This is a genomic window from Candidatus Kurthia intestinigallinarum, assembly GCF_003991225.1.
GTDB classification, from domain to species: domain Bacteria; phylum Bacillota; class Bacilli; order Bacillales_A; family Planococcaceae; genus Kurthia; species Kurthia populi.
In genome coordinates this window covers 506,661-523,641 of record NZ_JTFC01000031.1, presented here as the reverse complement: position 1 = coordinate 523,641, position 16,981 = coordinate 506,661, and the positions used below count along the sequence as shown (strand labels likewise).

Annotated in this window: 18 protein-coding genes; 10 read left to right on the top strand and 8 right to left on the bottom strand. The window is 40.7% G+C overall.

Features of this window, described 5'->3' with window-relative positions:
• Positions 1–137 precede the first annotated feature (137 nt).
• From QI30_RS11190 to QI30_RS11165, 6 genes are all read right to left on the bottom strand, one after another.
• On the bottom strand, positions 138–1,214 hold the full coding sequence (locus QI30_RS11190; RefSeq protein ID WP_126990833.1) for an ABC transporter substrate-binding protein: 1,077 nt from the start codon (positions 1,212–1,214) through the stop codon (positions 138–140).
• Positions 1,214–2,005 (bottom strand): ABC transporter permease, encoded by a 792-nt coding sequence (locus QI30_RS11185; RefSeq protein ID WP_020189303.1) that lies wholly within the window; start codon positions 2,003–2,005, stop codon positions 1,214–1,216. The genes QI30_RS11190 and QI30_RS11185 overlap by 1 nt, the downstream gene beginning before the upstream one ends.
• Positions 1,992–2,816 carry an ABC transporter permease gene (locus QI30_RS11180; protein ID WP_020189304.1) on the bottom strand — a complete coding sequence of 275 codons (825 nt, stop codon included), beginning with the start codon at positions 2,814–2,816 and terminating at the stop codon, positions 1,992–1,994. Before QI30_RS11180 ends, QI30_RS11185 begins: the two co-directional genes overlap by 14 nt.
• Positions 2,806–3,906: an ABC transporter ATP-binding protein gene (locus QI30_RS11175; protein WP_020189305.1), complete on the bottom strand. Its 1,101-nt coding sequence runs from the start codon at positions 3,904–3,906 to the stop codon at positions 2,806–2,808. Before QI30_RS11175 ends, QI30_RS11180 begins: the two co-directional genes overlap by 11 nt.
• A 15-nt stretch (positions 3,907–3,921) precedes the next feature.
• The gene (locus tag QI30_RS11170; protein WP_126990832.1) at positions 3,922–4,464 is read right to left on the bottom strand and encodes a helix-turn-helix domain-containing protein; all 543 of its coding nucleotides are present in this window, start codon (positions 4,462–4,464) and stop codon (positions 3,922–3,924) included.
• Between the two features lie 256 nt (positions 4,465–4,720).
• Positions 4,721–5,389 carry a LytTR family DNA-binding domain-containing protein gene (locus QI30_RS11165; RefSeq protein WP_020189307.1) on the bottom strand — a complete coding sequence of 223 codons (669 nt, stop codon included), beginning with the start codon at positions 5,387–5,389 and terminating at the stop codon, positions 4,721–4,723.
• Positions 5,390–5,590: 201 nt separating this feature from the next.
• Between QI30_RS11165 and aceA the strand changes: the two genes are divergently transcribed.
• The 10 genes from aceA (at position 5,591) to ssuE (ending at position 14,772) form a co-directional block, all read left to right on the top strand.
• Positions 5,591–6,862: an isocitrate lyase gene (gene aceA, locus QI30_RS11160; RefSeq protein ID WP_126990831.1), complete on the top strand. Its 1,272-nt coding sequence runs from the start codon at positions 5,591–5,593 to the stop codon at positions 6,860–6,862.
• 159 nt (positions 6,863–7,021) lie between these two features.
• Entirely contained in the window at positions 7,022–8,617 is a 1,596-nt protein-coding gene (gene aceB, locus QI30_RS11155) for a malate synthase A (RefSeq protein ID WP_126990830.1), read from the top strand.
• Between the two features lie 20 nt (positions 8,618–8,637).
• The gene (yhfH, locus tag QI30_RS11150; protein WP_020189310.1) at positions 8,638–8,763 is read left to right on the top strand and encodes a protein YhfH; all 126 of its coding nucleotides are present in this window, start codon (positions 8,638–8,640) and stop codon (positions 8,761–8,763) included.
• Positions 8,764–8,897: 134 nt separating this feature from the next.
• Positions 8,898–9,152, top strand: coding sequence for a hypothetical protein (locus QI30_RS11145; RefSeq protein WP_199754666.1), 255 nt, complete (start codon positions 8,898–8,900; stop codon positions 9,150–9,152).
• 37 nt (positions 9,153–9,189) lie between these two features.
• Positions 9,190–9,849 carry a potassium channel family protein gene (locus QI30_RS11140; RefSeq protein WP_126990829.1) on the top strand — a complete coding sequence of 220 codons (660 nt, stop codon included), beginning with the start codon at positions 9,190–9,192 and terminating at the stop codon, positions 9,847–9,849.
• 353 nt (positions 9,850–10,202) lie between these two features.
• Positions 10,203–10,991 carry an ABC transporter ATP-binding protein gene (locus tag QI30_RS11135; protein ID WP_126990828.1) on the top strand — a complete coding sequence of 263 codons (789 nt, stop codon included), beginning with the start codon at positions 10,203–10,205 and terminating at the stop codon, positions 10,989–10,991.
• A gap of 12 nt (positions 10,992–11,003) precedes the next feature.
• Positions 11,004–11,816 (top strand): ABC transporter permease, encoded by an 813-nt coding sequence (locus QI30_RS11130; protein ID WP_020189314.1) that lies wholly within the window; start codon positions 11,004–11,006, stop codon positions 11,814–11,816.
• 12 nt (positions 11,817–11,828) lie between these two features.
• Positions 11,829–12,836, top strand: a complete 1,008-nt coding sequence (locus tag QI30_RS11125) for an ABC transporter substrate-binding protein (RefSeq protein ID WP_126990827.1) — start codon at positions 11,829–11,831, stop codon at positions 12,834–12,836.
• A 41-nt stretch (positions 12,837–12,877) separates the two neighbouring features.
• The gene (locus QI30_RS11120; protein WP_233600571.1) at positions 12,878–14,218 is read left to right on the top strand and encodes an LLM class flavin-dependent oxidoreductase; all 1,341 of its coding nucleotides are present in this window, start codon (positions 12,878–12,880) and stop codon (positions 14,216–14,218) included.
• Between the two features lie 11 nt (positions 14,219–14,229).
• Complete coding sequence (ssuE, locus tag QI30_RS11115) at positions 14,230–14,772, top strand: NADPH-dependent FMN reductase (RefSeq protein ID WP_126990826.1); 543 nt, start codon at positions 14,230–14,232, stop codon at positions 14,770–14,772.
• A gap of 128 nt (positions 14,773–14,900) precedes the next feature.
• On the opposite strand, the gene rnjA is transcribed toward ssuE, so the two are convergent.
• On the bottom strand, positions 14,901–16,568 hold the full coding sequence (rnjA, locus tag QI30_RS11110) for a ribonuclease J1 (protein WP_020189321.1): 1,668 nt from the start codon (positions 16,566–16,568) through the stop codon (positions 14,901–14,903).
• Positions 16,569–16,781, bottom strand: coding sequence for a DNA-dependent RNA polymerase subunit epsilon (locus QI30_RS11105; RefSeq protein WP_020189322.1), 213 nt, complete (start codon positions 16,779–16,781; stop codon positions 16,569–16,571).
• Positions 16,782–16,981: the final 200 nt, after the last annotated feature.

Below are 16,981 nucleotides of genomic sequence, written 5' to 3'. Positions count from 1 at the left end.
AGTAAAACGAAAAATGCAAAAAAATCTATTTTAATTTAAAATATCGTATTTTGAACTTTTATTTTCTTTTATTGATATGGATTTTTGCTTCTGTATGCAACAAAAAAAGCACCACAATTGCGGTGCTTTTTCGTTGATTATTGAAGCGACATTTTGAATTTTAAGAACAATTCATTGTATTCACCAATTTTTTCTTTTCCTAAGTCTTTATAAACGTGTAGATTTTTGCGTACTTCCGCTGATGGGTAGTAGCGCTCATCATGAATGACTTCAGGGTCTAATAATTTCAGTGCTGCTTTATTTGGTGTTGAATAGCCGACATAATCGGCATTTTGTGCTGCATTTTCAGGGTCTAGCATAAAGTTAATAAATTTATGTGCGCCTTCAACGTTTTTAGACGTTTTTGGAATAACCATATTATCAAACCATAAGTTAGAGCCTTCATTTGGAACGCTGTATGTTAAGTCTTCATTATCATACATCATATCTGCGGCTTGTCCTGACCATGTAAGAGCAGCAGGCGCATCGCCGTTGACCATTAGCTGTGTCACTTCATCGCCAATAACTGCTTTTACATTTGGTGATAATTTGATTAATTTATCTGTCGCCTTATTTAATTCTGTAGAATCCGTTGAGTTAAGTGATAAATTCATGCTGTTTAAGCTCATCCCCATGACTTCACGTGCACTATCAACAAGCAATACTTCGCCTTTTAAGGAAGGGTCCCATAATTGATCCCACGATGTGAAATCTAAGTCTTTTTTCAGCATTTTTGGATTGTATACAATACCGACTGTTCCCCAGAAGTAGGGGATAGAGTATTCATTTTTTTTATCGAAATCTAAATCTAAAAAATCCTCATCAATATTTTTTAAATTCGGTATTTTACTGTGATCTACTGGTAGCAGTAAATCTTTTTGTTTCATTTGTTCAATCGTATATTCAGATGGAATGGCGATATCGTAATTTGTACCGCCTTGATCTACTTTCGTAATCATCGCCTCATTTGAATCAAATGTTTCGTAAATAACTTGAATGCCTGTTTCTTTTTCAAACTTCTTCAGTAATGCAGGGTCGATATATTCGCCCCAGTTATAAACCGTTAAAATATCTGTTCCGCCTTGTGAGGATGTTTTATCAAGTGAATTGACGAGATACATGAGTGCGGCGCATACAACGGCAATCGCAATGATTGCTTTCACAAGATTTTTCATTATTTGCGCACTCCTTTCACTTTACGTGTTGTGACGAAGTAATAACCAAGTACAAGGAGCATCGTTACAGCGAAGACGATACCGCTTAATGCATTGACCGTTAATGAAACACCGGCACGTGCCATTGAATAAATTTCAACAGACAGCGTCGAGAAGCCATTCCCTGTAACGAAGAATGTTACGGCGAAATCATCGAGTGAATACGTCAATGCCATAAAGAATCCAGCGAAAATACCCGGTTGAATATATGGTAAGATGACGCGCGTTAGTACTTCTTTTTTCGAAGCACCTAAATCAAGTGCTGCATCGATTAAGGTATTCGACATTTCTTGCATTTTTGGTAATACCATAATTACAACAATTGGAATACTAAAGGCGATATGGCTAAGTAGTACAGAGATAAAACCAAGCTTGATACCAACCATTGTGAATAAAATTAAGAAAGATGCCCCGATAATAACATCTGGGCTAACGATTAAAATATTGTTTAGTGATAATACAGTATTGCGTAGCTTGCGGTTACGCATCGTTTGAATGCCAATAGCACCCATTGTACCAATAATTGTAGCGATTAATGCAGACAAGAGCGCTACAACAACGGTATTTAATAAAATAACGACAAGGCGCGAATCCGCAAAGACATCTTTATAATGATCGAGTGTAAATGATTTAAAGTTTGTCATCGAGTCACCACTATTAAACGAATAGAAAATTAAGAAGAAAATCGGCGCGTATAGCACGATAAAAACAAGTGCTAGATAGACTTTAGAGCCTGTATTAATTTTTGTCACGACGAGACGCTCCTTTCTTTCTCTTTTCGCCAGTGAAGGCCATGATGATAAACATAAAGATAATTAAGAATACGGCGATTGTCGAACCCATACCCCAGTTTTGCGTCACAAGGAATTGCTGCTCAATGGCGGTACCCAGTGTAATCACATGGTTACCAGCGATTAGACGCGTAATCATAAACAGGGATAATGCAGGGATAAAGACTGCCTGAATGCCTGCTTTAATGCCATCCATTGTTAGTGGAATCATGACGCGGCGTAGTGTATAAAGGCGAGAAGCACCTAAATCACGAGAGGCGTCTAATAGGGCAGGGCTTAGTTTATCAATTGAGTTAAAAATCGGTAAAATCATAAATGGAATGAAAATATAAACGGATACGAATACAAAGCTTGCACTCGTAAATAGCATTTGTTGTTTTTCAAGTCCGATTGCTGATAAGAATGCATTAATTGGACCGCTTTGACCGAGGATACCGATAAATGCATATGTTTTTAATAATAAGTTAATCCATGATGGAATAATAATTAGCATGAGCCAGAGTTGTTTATTTTTAAGACGCGAAATAATGAATGCAGCTGGGTACGACACAACTAGACAGAACAAGGTAATTAAGAAGGCATACCAGAAGGAACTCAATGTCATTTTTAAATAAACAGGTGTTAAAAAGTTTTTATAGTTTTCGAATGTGAAGTTGCCTTCTAAATCGAGTAGGGAATAGTAGCCTACTAAAATGATTGGTGCGATAACAAATAAGGCAATCCATACATAATAAGGTACGAGCGTTAAGCTACCGCTACGCTTATTTTGCATGTTCTTCGTCCCCGTATGATTCTAGGCGTGCGTCAAACTCTTCTTCAGTTTCATTTGGACGCATAATATGAATGGCATCTGGTTCGAAGTCTAAGCCGATTTTTGCACCAACATCAGCTTTTTTCAGCGAGTGGATAAGCCATTCATTGCCATTGTCGTCATAAGTAGATAGCTCGTAGTGAACACCGCGGAATAATTGTGTATCAACGGTTACCGGGATTTTCCCATTTTCGACCGTTGTAATTTCTAAATCCTCTGGGCGAATAACAACGTCTACTTTTTCATGTGGATTTAGCCCTTGGTCGACACATTCAAATGTTTTGCCGATAAACGATACTTCAAAGTCTCGCTCCATAATGCCTTCGACAATATTTGATTCGCCAATGAAATCCGCAACGAAGCGGTTGATTGGTTCATCGTAAATATCGACAGGAGAGCCACTTTGCTGGATCGTTCCTTGGTTTAACACGAAGATTTCATCACTCATCGCAAGTGCTTCCTCTTGGTCGTGGGTAACGAAAACAAATGTTTTACCAAGGCGTTGTTGTAATTCACGTAACTCATATTGCATTTCTGTACGTAGTTTTAAATCAAGTGCTGATAATGGCTCATCTAATAAAATAATTTCAGGGTCATTGACGATGGCGCGTGCAATTGCAACACGTTGGCGCTGACCACCTGACATTTCTTGGATTTCGCGTGAGCCATAGCCAGCTAAGTTTACGAAGCGAAGTGCTTCTTCTACGCGTTCCTTAATCACTTTCTCTTTTAACTTTTGAATGCGCAAGCCGAATGCGACATTTTCAAAAACATTTAAATGAGGGAAAAGTGCATAGTCCTGGAAAACCGTATTTACTTGACGTTCATTGGCGGGCACATTGTTGATTTTATTGCCGTTAAAATAAATTGTGCCTTGTGAGGGTTCCATAAAGCCTGCAATTAAGCGTAGAATGGTTGTTTTACCACAGCCAGAGGGACCTAGTAATGTGTAGAACTTTCCACGCTCCATTTCGAAGCTGATGTCCTTTAAAACGACTGTACCGTCGTCATATGTTTTTGATACGTTGTCAAAACGAATAATCGTGTCCATAAGAGAGCCTCCTAATTACAAATATGAGTCTGTTGCGACGAGTAAAATTTTTGTTTGTCCGTCATGGTCATTAAATAATTGGTGATGGTCAGAAGCCTCAAAGTAAAGGGCATTCCCTTTTGTAGCGATATAATGCTCTTTACCAAGTTGGAGGCGTAGACGACCTTCGACGACATAAATAAATGTTTCCGATTGGGATGGCTCAAAGTGCTTGAACTCACCATGTGCTTCCAATGTTAAAAGCACTGGCTCCATTTCTTTTTCATTTGATGTTGGAATCAGCCACTGAAGATGAAAATGTTTTTCTTCATCGGTATAAAGTGTTTGATCTTCTTCCATATAAACAACTTTTTGCTCTGTCACATCATCATCAAAAAATTCCTTTGGTGTTGAACCAAGTACTTCTAATAATGAAAAGAGTGTTTCAATTGATGGGGAGTTTAAATCGCGTTCAAGCTGCGAAATATATCCTTTACTTAAATCTGTGCGTTCACCAAGTTCCTCTTGCGTGAGGCCTTTTTTTAGGCGCAGACGTTTTATTTTTTTACCGATTTGCATGTCGTTGCTCCTCGTCATTTACTATAGGTAAACTTCTAGTAGATAAAGTTTACTTTAACCATACTTTTAGTAAAGAAAGTTTACTTTAACAAAACTTAAAGTTTACTCAAACGTTATTTATTATACAAAATTGACGTAAATTTTCAACTCCTTTATGAAAAAAAGAATCTAACAGTTGTATTACACAAATAAAAATATGTAAACATGAAAAAAACTAAAGCGAAAAACCGCGCCGTAGCAAGGTTTTTCGCTTTAGTTAAAATTCGAGTGCTTTTCGTAAGTCGGCAACATAACTTTGACTTACCGGTAAATGCGTACCATCACGTGTCACGATAACGAGATTGGATGTAATATCACGTGAAATTTTTGAAATATTATGAATATTTACGATGAATGAACGGTGTATCCGAATAAATTCTTCAGGTAAGCGCTCGGACAATTCCTTCATTGTTAAGGACACCTGGTATTGCTGTCCTTCTATATAAAACCAGTTTTTCTTATTGTAGCTTTCAAAATAGGCAATGGTTGAGACAGCTACAGGCATCCATTCGTCTTCGAGGCGACCTGTCACAAATTTTAGCGTCGGGCTTTGATGTTTTGCATAAGATGGAGGTAAGACGACGACTAAAGCAGCATCGCGCTCTTGAATGGTAATCGGATAGCCCACACCGTAGTAAGAAGTTTTTGTCTCTTGATCTTCGATAAGCTGTGCGACTTTTTGTTTTTTCGTAATGGTTTGATAGGCAATACTTGTCTCAGCTGGTTGTGTCCCAATTTGTATACGAATGTCGTAATGCTTGGGTGCGTAATAAATATATTGTTCTTCATATGCGAGCGCAATGGTCGCATCCTTTGGCATCCAATCTTCCCATAGAACCTGATATTGTACTAATACATCCTGCAGTTGCATATCTGTTACAGTCATTTCCTTACCTCCTAAAGTAGAATTAAAACGGTTTCATCTAGCATTATACCGTTTTATCATGAATAATGGGTATTTTATCCAAAAAATGATACAAATTTTTAATCTTTGTTATATAGTAGTTTACAACAAATGATAACTGTTATGCAACACGAGAACAGAACATCGTTGTTAACTTTATCAGATAGAGGGAGAGGATTTATAATGACAAATCAAACAGCACAGCAATTAGAGCAACAATGGAAAGAGGCTCGTTTCGAAGGTGTAGAGCGTCCGTACACTGGGGAAGACGTTTTAAAATTACGTGGTTCTGTATTAGTTGAACAAACACTCGCAACACGTGGCGCAGCTCGCTTATGGAACTCATTACACACAGAGCCTTTCATCAATGCCTTAGGTGCTTTAACTGGTAACCAAGCAATGCAACAAGTAAAAGCAGGTTTACAAGCGATTTACTTATCAGGCTGGCAAGTAGCAGCGGATGCAAACATTGCGGGCCAAATGTATCCAGACCAATCATTATACCCAGCAAACTCTGTACCACAAGTTGTAAAACGCATTAACCAAACGCTACAACGTGCTGATCAAATCGATACAGCAGAAGGTCGCGGCGGTGAATTCGACTGGTTCGCACCAATCGTAGCAGATGCTGAAGCAGGCTTCGGTGGCCCACTAAACGTATTCGAGTTAGTAAAAGGCATGATCGAAGCGGGCGCAGCAGGTATCCATTTAGAAGACCAATTAGCTTCTGAGAAAAAATGCGGTCACTTAGGTGGTAAAGTATTACAACCAACACAAACAGCGGTACGTAACTTAGTAGCAGCTCGTTTAGCAGCAGACGTAATGGGCGTTGATACGATTATCATCGCACGTACAGATGCAGACGCAGCAGATATGGTTACATCTGACATTGATCCATACGATGCACCGTTCTTAACAGGTGAACGTACACCAGAAGGTTTCTACCGTACAAATCCAGGTATTGAGCAAGCGATTTCTCGCGGCCTAGCGTACGCACCTTATGCAGACCTAGTATGGTGTGAAACATCAAAACCTTCATTAGAAGAAGCGCGTCAATTCGCTAATGCCATTCATGAACAATACCCAGGAAAAATGCTAGCATATAACTGCTCGCCTTCATTCAACTGGGAAGCGAATTTATCACAAGATGAAATTGCTGAATACCAACGCGAATTAGGTAAGCTTGGCTACAAATTCCAATTCGTGACATTAGCTGGCTTCCATGCATTAAATCACTCAATGTTTGAACTTGCGAATGACTACAAAGATAATGGCATGGCAGCATACTCAAAACTGCAACAAGCTGAGTTCGCTTCAGAGTCAAAAGGCTATACAGCAACGAAGCACCAACGTGAAGTAGGTACAGGTTACTTTGATGAAGTATCACAAATTATTTCAGGTGGTACATCTTCTACAACAGCAATGGCTGGCTCAACAGAAACAGCACAATTCTAATTTTTCATAAGCAATCTATACTGCGGGATTAAATTTTTTGACCGTGAGCATAGACGATATGGGCGCCTCCGTATCCGATAGGTTCATGCAATGAAGGAAATCGCTTACAGCCGCAGTATAGATTATTTTTATATCTTACACTGGGGAAGGGGAATTCACATGCAACAACAAACGACTGCACATATCCGTATTACAGGGGAACAAAATGACCATACAGCACGCGTACTGACACCGGAGGCATTACAGTTTTTAGCGTCACTTCAAAAAAACTTTAATGAGCGCCGTATGGCATTAGTAAAGGCGCGTGAAGAGCAACAAGCGCGTCTAGATGCTGGGGAGCAGCTACATTTTTTAGAAGAAACGAAGAGCATTCGTGAAGGAGATTGGACGATTGCACCACTACCAGCGGACTTACAGGACCGTCGTGTAGAAATTACAGGACCTGTTGATCGTAAAATGGTTATCAATGCATTAAATTCTGGTGCGAAGATGTTTATGGCTTGCTTCGAGGATGCGACAAGCCCAACGTGGGAAAATATGATTGATGGTCAAATTAATATGGCCGATGCGATTCGTGAAACGATTTCATTTACGAATGATGCGGGAAAAGAATATCGCTTAAACAGTGAGCATGCAACCTTACTTGTACGTCCTCGTGGGCTACATTATATCGAAAAGCATATTGAAATCGACGGCGAGCCAATGTCAGGGAGCTTATTCGACTTCGGTCTGTATTTTTTCCATAATGCAAAAGCTGCACTCGAGCATGGCACAGGCCCATACTTCTATTTGCCGAAACTAGAGCATCATTTAGAAGCGCGCTGGTGGAATGATGTCTTCAATTTTGCACAGGATGCACTTGATATTCCTCGTGGGACAATTAAAGCGACGGTATTAATTGAAACGATTACAGGCGCGTTCCAAATGGATGAAATTCTTTATGAATTACGCGAGCATTCGGCAGGTCTTAACTGTGGTCGATGGGATTATATTTTTAGCTACATCAAACGCCTTCGTAATCAAGAAGGGGTTATTTTACCAGACCGTGGTCAAGTGACAATGACATCGCCGTTTATGCGTGCGTACACATCGCTATGTATTCAAACCTGTCATAAACGTAATGCTCCGGCAATTGGTGGGATGGCGGCTCAAATTCCAATTAAAGATGACCCGGCGGCAAATGACATTGCGTTCGCTAAAGTACGTGAGGATAAAAAACGTGAAGCGATGGACGGGCATGACGGCACATGGGTAGCGCATCCAGGCTTAGTACCAGTTGCGATGGAACAATTCGATCAATACATGCCAAATGCCAATCAAATCGATAAAAAACGTGAGGATGTACAGGTGTCAGCAGAAGATTTATTAGAAGTACCAGAGGGCACAATTACAGAAGAAGGTTTACGTATTAACTGTAGTGTGGGCATTCAGTACATCGCGTCGTGGCTTCGTGGTCAAGGGGCAGCACCGATTCATAATCTAATGGAAGATGCAGCAACTGCAGAGATTTCGCGTACACAAGTGTGGCAGTGGATTCGCATGGAGGCTGGTAAGCTCGATGATGGACGCGACATTACGCTTGAGTTAGTCGAGCAAACGATTGAAGAAGAGATGCAAAAGCTAAAAGACCAATTTGGTGAAGCGGCGTACAATGCATCGAAATTTAATGAAGCCGTACAAATCTTTAAGGATTTAGTGCAGCAAGATGAATTTGAAGAGTTCCTTACGCTTTCGGGATACAAACAACTAGCTTAACAAAAAATGGAGGGATTTTGATGGAAAATCGTCAAAGAGAACCAAAAATTTGTTGTGAATGTGGTAGTGAAATCCGAGAAAAAGTAGAGTCAATTCATACGCAGTGTGAGCGCTGTATTGGTCGAGATGATGAACACCAATCGTAGTGCTTTCATATAAAAAATTAACCCTTTCCTAACGTCAGCAAGGAGTTGTCTAGTACCTGATTATTTCAGGCTTTTAGACAACTTCTTGCTTTTTTGTATGCTATACTATACTGACGAATAAGGGGGAGTTAGCGTTGGATCGTGCAGCGATTGAAGGGACTTTTTTAGCGATGGACCGTCGTCTCATTGACGTAGAGGATTTACGCGATTATTGTCCAATGTGTATACAGCTACTGCGCTTTTCGGATGACTATGACGCATTGTACTGTGCTACTTGTAATGAATGGGTAGAGGTAACATGCGATGACCCGACATGTGAAGCATGCGAGCGTCGTCCAGAAAAGCCTTTAGATGAGTGTGGCAATGAACGACATCGAAGTGCTGAATAACGTGTCGACAGTGAAAAAATAGAATCGAGGTATTTTCATGGAAAAGGAATTTGTTGTCATTGGCCTAGGCCGCTTTGGCGGAAGTATTGTAAATGAGCTTGTTAGTCAAGGCGCCGATGTAATGGCGATTGATAAGTCATCGGAGCGCGTCAATGAATTTGCGCAAATTGCAACCGAAGCCGTAACAGCGGATACAACGGATGAAACGGTATTAAAACAATTAGGTATTCGTAATTTTGAGCATGTGATTGTTGCCATTGGTGATGATATTCAGGCGAGTATTTTAACGACGATTATTTTAAAAGAAATCGGTGTACCAAAAATTACGGTGAAGGCACAAAATGATTATCATGAAAAAGTGCTACGTAAAATTGGTGCTGACCATGTTGTCCACCCAGAGCGTGATATGGGGATTCGTGTCGCAAATAATATGCTATCAAATAATGTATTAGATTATTTAGAAGTATCGGATGAGCACTCAATCGTCGAAATTCAGGCGACCCATCATTTAGAGGGTCATACAATTATTGGTATGGATATCCGTGCACGCTATGGTATTAACATTATGGCCATCAAGCGAGGTAATGATGTTATCGTGTCACCACAGGCGGAAGAGGAAATTCATGAAGGCGATATTTTAATCGTTATTGGTGCAGATGCAGATATTAATCGTTTTGAGAAAAAAATGATGCATTAAAAGAGGCTGGGACATATGTATAAAAACAACCGTTCATATGAGCATAAGAAAAACCGGAATCGCGCTGTGGTGCGGTTCCGGTTTTTCGTTGCGAACGCTAAAAAAGGAAAATAACGTATTCTGGCCCAATCACTTTTTTAATACGAATTTAAAATATTCAGAAAACTACTTGCGCAAAAAAGGAATAGCTGTTAAAGTATTCCTATCAAGTTAATAGGCTTTAGCGTTTAAAAAATGCTCACTGGACAACCAGAGGCTTTCGTACAGGAAGAATAATTTCTTCGGGCACGGAAGCCTTTTTTTACACCTCAATACCTATTAAACCACTATGAATTATAAGGAAGGCGATGTCGATGAAAAATAAAATCTCGTTTGAGTTTGTCGAAAAAACATTTCCAGCACGAAACGGCAAACCACCATTCACAGCAGTGTCAGATGTAAACTTAAAGGTTCGCGAAGGTGAATTTTTAACAGTAGTAGGGCCTTCGGGTTGTGGGAAGTCGACATTGTTAGATATGTTAGGTGGTTTAACGAAGCTAACGAAAGGACGCATTTTAATTAACGAGCAGGAAATTACAGGACCGGGTTTAGACCGTGCTATCGTTTTTCAGCAATATGCTTTGTATCCATGGCGTACGGCACTACAAAATGTGGCGTTTGGCTTAGAGGCAAAGGGTATTTCGAAAAAAGAACGGCTACAGCAGGCAAAATATTATATGGATTTAGTCGGTCTTCAGCAATTTTATGATCATTATCCAAATGAATTATCAGGCGGTATGAAGCAGCGCGTCGCGATTGCGAGAAGCCTCGCCTATGATCCGGAGGTGCTATTAATGGATGAACCGTTTGCGGCACTTGATGCACAAACGCGTGAAAATCTACAGGAGGAGCTTGTGCGTATTTGGCAAAAGACTGGAAAAACGATTGTCTTTATTACACATGGCATTGATGAGGCCGTGTATTTAGGTCAGCGAATTGCGGTGCTGTCAGCGAATCCAGGAAAGGTCAAAACGATAATCGATAATGATACGAAGCACCGACTACAAGATGCTGATTTTCGTTCAAGCAGTGAATTTTCAAGCATTCGTCATCAGGTATGGAGTGAGCTGCATGAGAAGGAATACCAGGGGGCTTATATTTAAAGGAGGAATTGGATGGTTACGATTAAAAAAGCTATCGCAAAACCAGCGCAGGAAACGAGCGGATTTACGATAGGCACAAAGCTATTTAAGCAATCCATTGTATTAGTTGTACTACTTGCTTTATGGGAGATTGCACCGCGTATTGGTTTAGTGGACCGCGTGTTTTTCCCGCCATTTTCAGAAATCGCAAAAACGTGGTGGCAGTTGCTTGTCAGCGGCGAATTATGGAAGCATTTTAGCGCGAGTATTGTGCGTTCAGCACTTGGCTTCTTTATAGCAATTGCAGTTGCGGTACCACTTGGGCTACTTATTGGTTGGTATCCACTAGCACGCGAGCTTTTTAATCCAGTGCTTGAGCTTTTCCGTAATACGGCAGCACTTGCGCTATTACCGGTCTTTATTTTATTACTTGGCATCGGTGAAGTATCAAAAGTGGGCATTATTATTTTCGCATGTATTTGGCCGATTTTATTAAATACGATTGCGGCGGTACGTGATGTCGACCCGCTGTATATAAAGTCAGCAAAATCGATGAATTTATCGGATTTTCAGTTATTTAAAAAAGTCATTTTACCAGCCTCTGTGCCAACGATTTTTACGGGCATTCGCATGGCAGGGACAGGGGCCATCCTCGTACTAATCGCCGCAGAGATGATTGGCGCAAAGGCGGGGCTTGGCTATTATATCACCTTCACACAATACAATTTCCAAATTCCTGAGATGTATGCGGGAATTTTAACAATCTCACTTTTAGGAATTGTCATTAACCAAACATTACTGGCAATCGAAAAGCATTTTTCAAAATGGAAACAACCAGTGAAATAGGGGGAATCAATAATGAAAAAATTTGCAGCATTGCTGAGCGCAGCAGTAGTGGCGGTGTCACTTAGCGCTTGTGGTGACAAGACAGAGGACGCTACATCAAAGGCGGCGGATGGTAAATATCCACTGCGTTATCAAGGAGAGACAGGCATTGTAAACCCAGCAGAGGTGGCGCAGGATTTAGGCTACTTTAAAAAAGTGTCGCTCGATTATCAGGGAGCTTATACGGGTGGACCGGAAAGCATTCAATTTGTGGCGACGAAGCAGTTAGATTACGGGATGTCCTTTAACGGCGCGATTTTAAAATCCATCGCCAAGGGTGTCAAAGTGAAATCGGTCGTGACATCGTATGGTAGTAATGAAAAAGTCTTTCTTGGCTTCTTCGGCAAAAAGGGCACAACGATTAAAGAGCCCGAAGATTTGATTGGTAAAAAAGTGGCCGTTAATATTCGGGGAGCGCATTATGAGATGGCCATTCGAGAATACTTACATACATCGGGCGTTAGTGATGCGGATATTGAAAAAATTGAGTTCGTGACGATGCCACAAGTGAATGCGGAGCAGGCTGTTATTAACGGGCAGGTCGATGTCGCCGCACTGAATGGTGTATTTCGTGATAAGGCTGTAGAACGTAAAAAAACGCAACTCATTTTCCGTGATATGGATGCTTTTTCAAAGGCTTATAATGCCGGTAGCTACTTCTTTACGACCGAGTTTATTAAAGAGAATCCAGATGAGGTAAAAGATTTTACACAAGGTGTGGCGAAGGCCATCGAGTGGATGAATACGACTGAGCGCGATAAAGTGGTCGAGCGCTTAGAATCGATTATGGAAAAACGTGATCGTGATGAGCCAATTGAAAATTTACAATATTGGAGTGGCACAGGTATTGCGACAAAGGGTGGTACATTTACGGACGAGGACTTCAGTCGCTGGATCGAGCCATTACAGCGTGTAGATGATTTACCAGCAGGAGACATTGATACGAAATCGATGTATACGAATGAATTTAATCCGTATTAAGTATGTTTAAATACCAAGTAAATGAATTGGAGATGTTGTATATGAGGAATACCAAACAAATGAAGCTAGGGGCATTCTTTTTTTTACCAGGACATCATTTGGCGTCATGGCGCTATCCATCAGCTAAAACAAACGAAGCGTTTACGTTTGATTTTATTAAAGAGCAGGCGCAATTAGCCGAAAAGGCGAAATTTGATATGGTGTTTTTCGCCGATGTTTTTGGTGAAGAAATTGTTGAAAATGATCGCTCAGGCTTGAAGTTTGACCCGATTGTATTAATTTCAGCGCTGCAAGCTGTGACAAAAAATATTGGCTTCGTTTCAACGGCAACGACAACTTATAATGAGCCCTTCCATCTTGCGCGCAAATTTGGCTCCATTGATCACTTATCGGGTGGTCGCGCCGCATGGAATATCGTCACATCATCGAATGGCAAAGAAGCTTCCTTATTTGGTAAAGACCATCATTTAGAACATGCGCGTCGCTATGAACGTGCAGAAGAGTTTGTAGAAGTGACCAAAAAGCTTTGGCATTCTGTTGAAAAAGAAGCGCTCGTTTTAGATAAAGAAAGTGGCCAATTTTTAAATAAAGCAAAAACGCATTGCGTCGAGCATCATGGCGAATGGTTTGATGTGGAGGGCTATTTGGATCAGACGGAAACACCGCAAGGGCATCCAGTGCTTGTGCAGGCGGGTTCATCAGAAGCAGGAAAAGAGTTTGCCGCAAAAACCGCAGAAGTCATCTTTACAGCTTGGCAAACACTTGAAGCGGGGCAGCAATTTTATGCAGATGTGAAAGGACGCCTCAGAAAATATGGCCGTCATGCGGATGATTTAAAAGTGATGCCGGGTGTGTTTATTACAGTAGCGAAAACGGAAGAAGAGGCGCGAGCTAAGCAACAGCAGCTCAGCTCGTATATTTTGCCAGAGGTCGGCTTAAAGTATTTGTCTGGTGTGACCGATTCTGATTTTTCACAGTATGACATTGATGATGCCTTTCCACTTGATGCACCGAATGCGGACCCATCTAATCCACAGACGCGCTATCATGTCATTCGAGATTTAGCCGTTCGAGAAAATCTTGTGACGATTCGTGAGGTATATGAGCGCGTAGCTGGTGCTCGTGGACACCGAGAAATTGTCGGAACGCCAACGCAAATTGTCGATCAGCTAGAGGAATGGTTTGTAAATGGTGCGGCGGATGGCTTTAATATTATGCCACCTCATTTCCCAGAAGGTTTTACCGATATTATTAACCTTGTTATTCCAGAATTACAGCGCCGCGGACTATTCCGTACAGAGTATGAGAGCACGACATTACGTGGAAACTTAGGCTTGAAAACACCGACTGCATCTGATGTTTTAGGTGCAGTTACACAATAGGAGGGCTATACATGACAAAAGCAATTTTAATTAATGGCAGCAATACAGTTTATTCACGTTTAACCGGGGTGCAGCAGCAGGCGGAACAGGCTTTGCAGGCACAGGGCATTGACACAGAAATCTTATATGTCCATCAGCTACCGGCAGAGGATTTAATTTTAGCGAATTTTGGTAGTGAGGCGATTAAAACGGCGACTGCAAAGGTCGAAGCGGCAGATATTGTCGTCATTTTAACACCGATTTATAAAGCAGCTTACACAGGGATTTTAAAAACCTTCCTGGATTTGATTCCGCAAAAGGGCTTAGAAGGAAAGCTAGTGTGGCCGATTGCGATTGGCGGCTCTATTGGGCATTTACTAGCGATTGATTATGCACTGAAGCCCGTTGTGACAGTGCTTGGTGCAACACATATTGCGCATACCGTCTTTGTAGTAGACAAGCAAGTGACAAAGCTAGCGGATGGTCATTACGAGGTGGATGCAGCGGCACGTGAACGTATCGCACATCAGGCTACTTATATTGCACAACATGTACAAATTACCACGCGCGTGTAAAAAGAGGATGAAAAAAAGAACTGACCTAAACATCTGTGACCATATATTTTGCAAAATAAAGAATAATTATAAGTTTTTTTCGCAACAAAAAAGGCTTGGAATGTACATTCCAAGCCTTTTTATTATAATCAGACTTCCATGATGATCGGTAAGACCATTGGACGACGTTTTGTTTTTTCGAATAAGTACGGTGTTAAGATATCCGTAATTTCGTTTTTAAGTTCAGACCATTGTGGTGATTTATCTTGCAGTGATTGTTGCAAGTTGCGGTTCAGCATTTGCTGCGCCTCATTAATCATTGAGCCTGATTCACGCATGTAAACGAAACCACGTGAAATAATGTCAGGGCCAGACACAAGGCGTTTTGTTTCCATATCGATGCTTACAACAACGATAACTAAGCCTTCTTCTGAAAGAATGCGACGGTCACGTAAAACGATGTTACCGATATCACCGATACCGTTACCATCGATGTATACATCACCTGATGGAATACGACCTGCAACATGTGCAGAGTCTGAGCTTAATGCTAATACTTCACCGTTTTCCATAACGAAGATATTATCTTCAGGAACATCACAATCAATCCCTAATTGTTTGTGCATGCTTTGCATGCGGTATTCACCATGGATTGGCATGAAGAATTTAGGTTTAATTAGGCGAAGCATTAATTTTTGCTCTTGTTGAGAGCCGTGACCAGATGTGTGGATATTATTAATCGCACCGTGAATAACGTCAGCACCTGCACGGAATAGCAGGTTGATGATTTTGTTCACGCTTGTTGTATTCCCTGGAATTGGTGAAGAAGAGAATACGACTGTATCATCTGGTTGGATTTGGATTTGACGGTGCGTACCATTAGCAATACGAGAAAGTGCTGCCATTGGCTCACCTTGCGAACCCGTACATAAAATCATGACTTCGTTCGCTGGCAAACGGTTAATTGTTTGCGCATCAACAAATGTTTCTTTTGGTGCTGTAATATAGCCAAGTTCGCGACCGATTGTAATCGCGTTGTCCATACTACGACCAAATACTGCAACTTTACGACCGTGAGCTGCAGCAGCATCTGTTACTTGTTTTAAGCGGTGAATATTTGATGCGAATGTCGCAAAGATAATACGACCTTCTACTTTACGTAAGATTTCGTCAATTGACTCGCCAACTTTACGTTCAGACATGGTGAATTCAGGACGTTCAGCATTCGTACTATCAGATAGTAGGCAAAGAACGCCTTCTTTCCCGATTTCAGCCATTTTTGTTAAGTTAGCAGGTTCACCAACTGGCGTAAAGTCAAACTTGAAGTCACCTGTATGCACGATATTACCAGGCGGTGTTTTAACAACAACACCTAATGCGTCTGGAATACTGTGCGTTGTGCGGAAGAAGCTAACCGATGTTTTACGGAATTTAATCACATCTTCCTCTGCCACTTCAATTAATTTTGTTGTGCGTAGTAGACCATGCTCGTCAAGCTTGTTACGTAAAAGACCAAGTGCTAATTTACCACCATAAACAGGAATGTTAATTTGGCGTAATAAATAAGGAATACCACCGATGTGATCTTCGTGGCCATGTGTTACGAATAAACCTTTGATTTTGTCTACATTGCGTTTTAGATACGTGTAATCAGGGATTACATAATCGATTCCTAGAAGATCATCTTCTGGGAATTTAATTCCTGCATCAATTAAGATAATTTCATCTTGGAATTGAATTGCATACGTATTTTTGCCGATTTCGCCCAGTCCGCCGAGTGCGAAAACAGCAGTTTGGTCGTTTTTGACAAATTTCATCTAGTCAAATTTCTCCAAACGGTAGTTTTCACTTGCTTGTTCATATTCTAGGTAGTTACCTTCAAGCAATTGAATTAATTCGATGTTGTAGTTACGATCTTGAAGTTTTTCACGTACTTCACGCACGTCAACCGCTTCAAGATATAGGCTTTTAGTATTTTCGCGAACTGGTACCTCAAGCTTGTTTTCTTGGTAATAAACTTTGTAAATCATTGTGTTATTGTCTCCTTTAATACGTTCAAAATAATTGCATTTCCTTTATATTATCATGTTAGTCCTTTAAAATAAAGAAAAGCCCTCCATAAAAATGGCCAGGGCGCATGAAACGTTTGCTCAATTTTATTAGCCATTTTGTGCTAATAATTCAGTAAAATATTTTACAGAAAAATTTTTTTGATGTAAAGAGCATATCG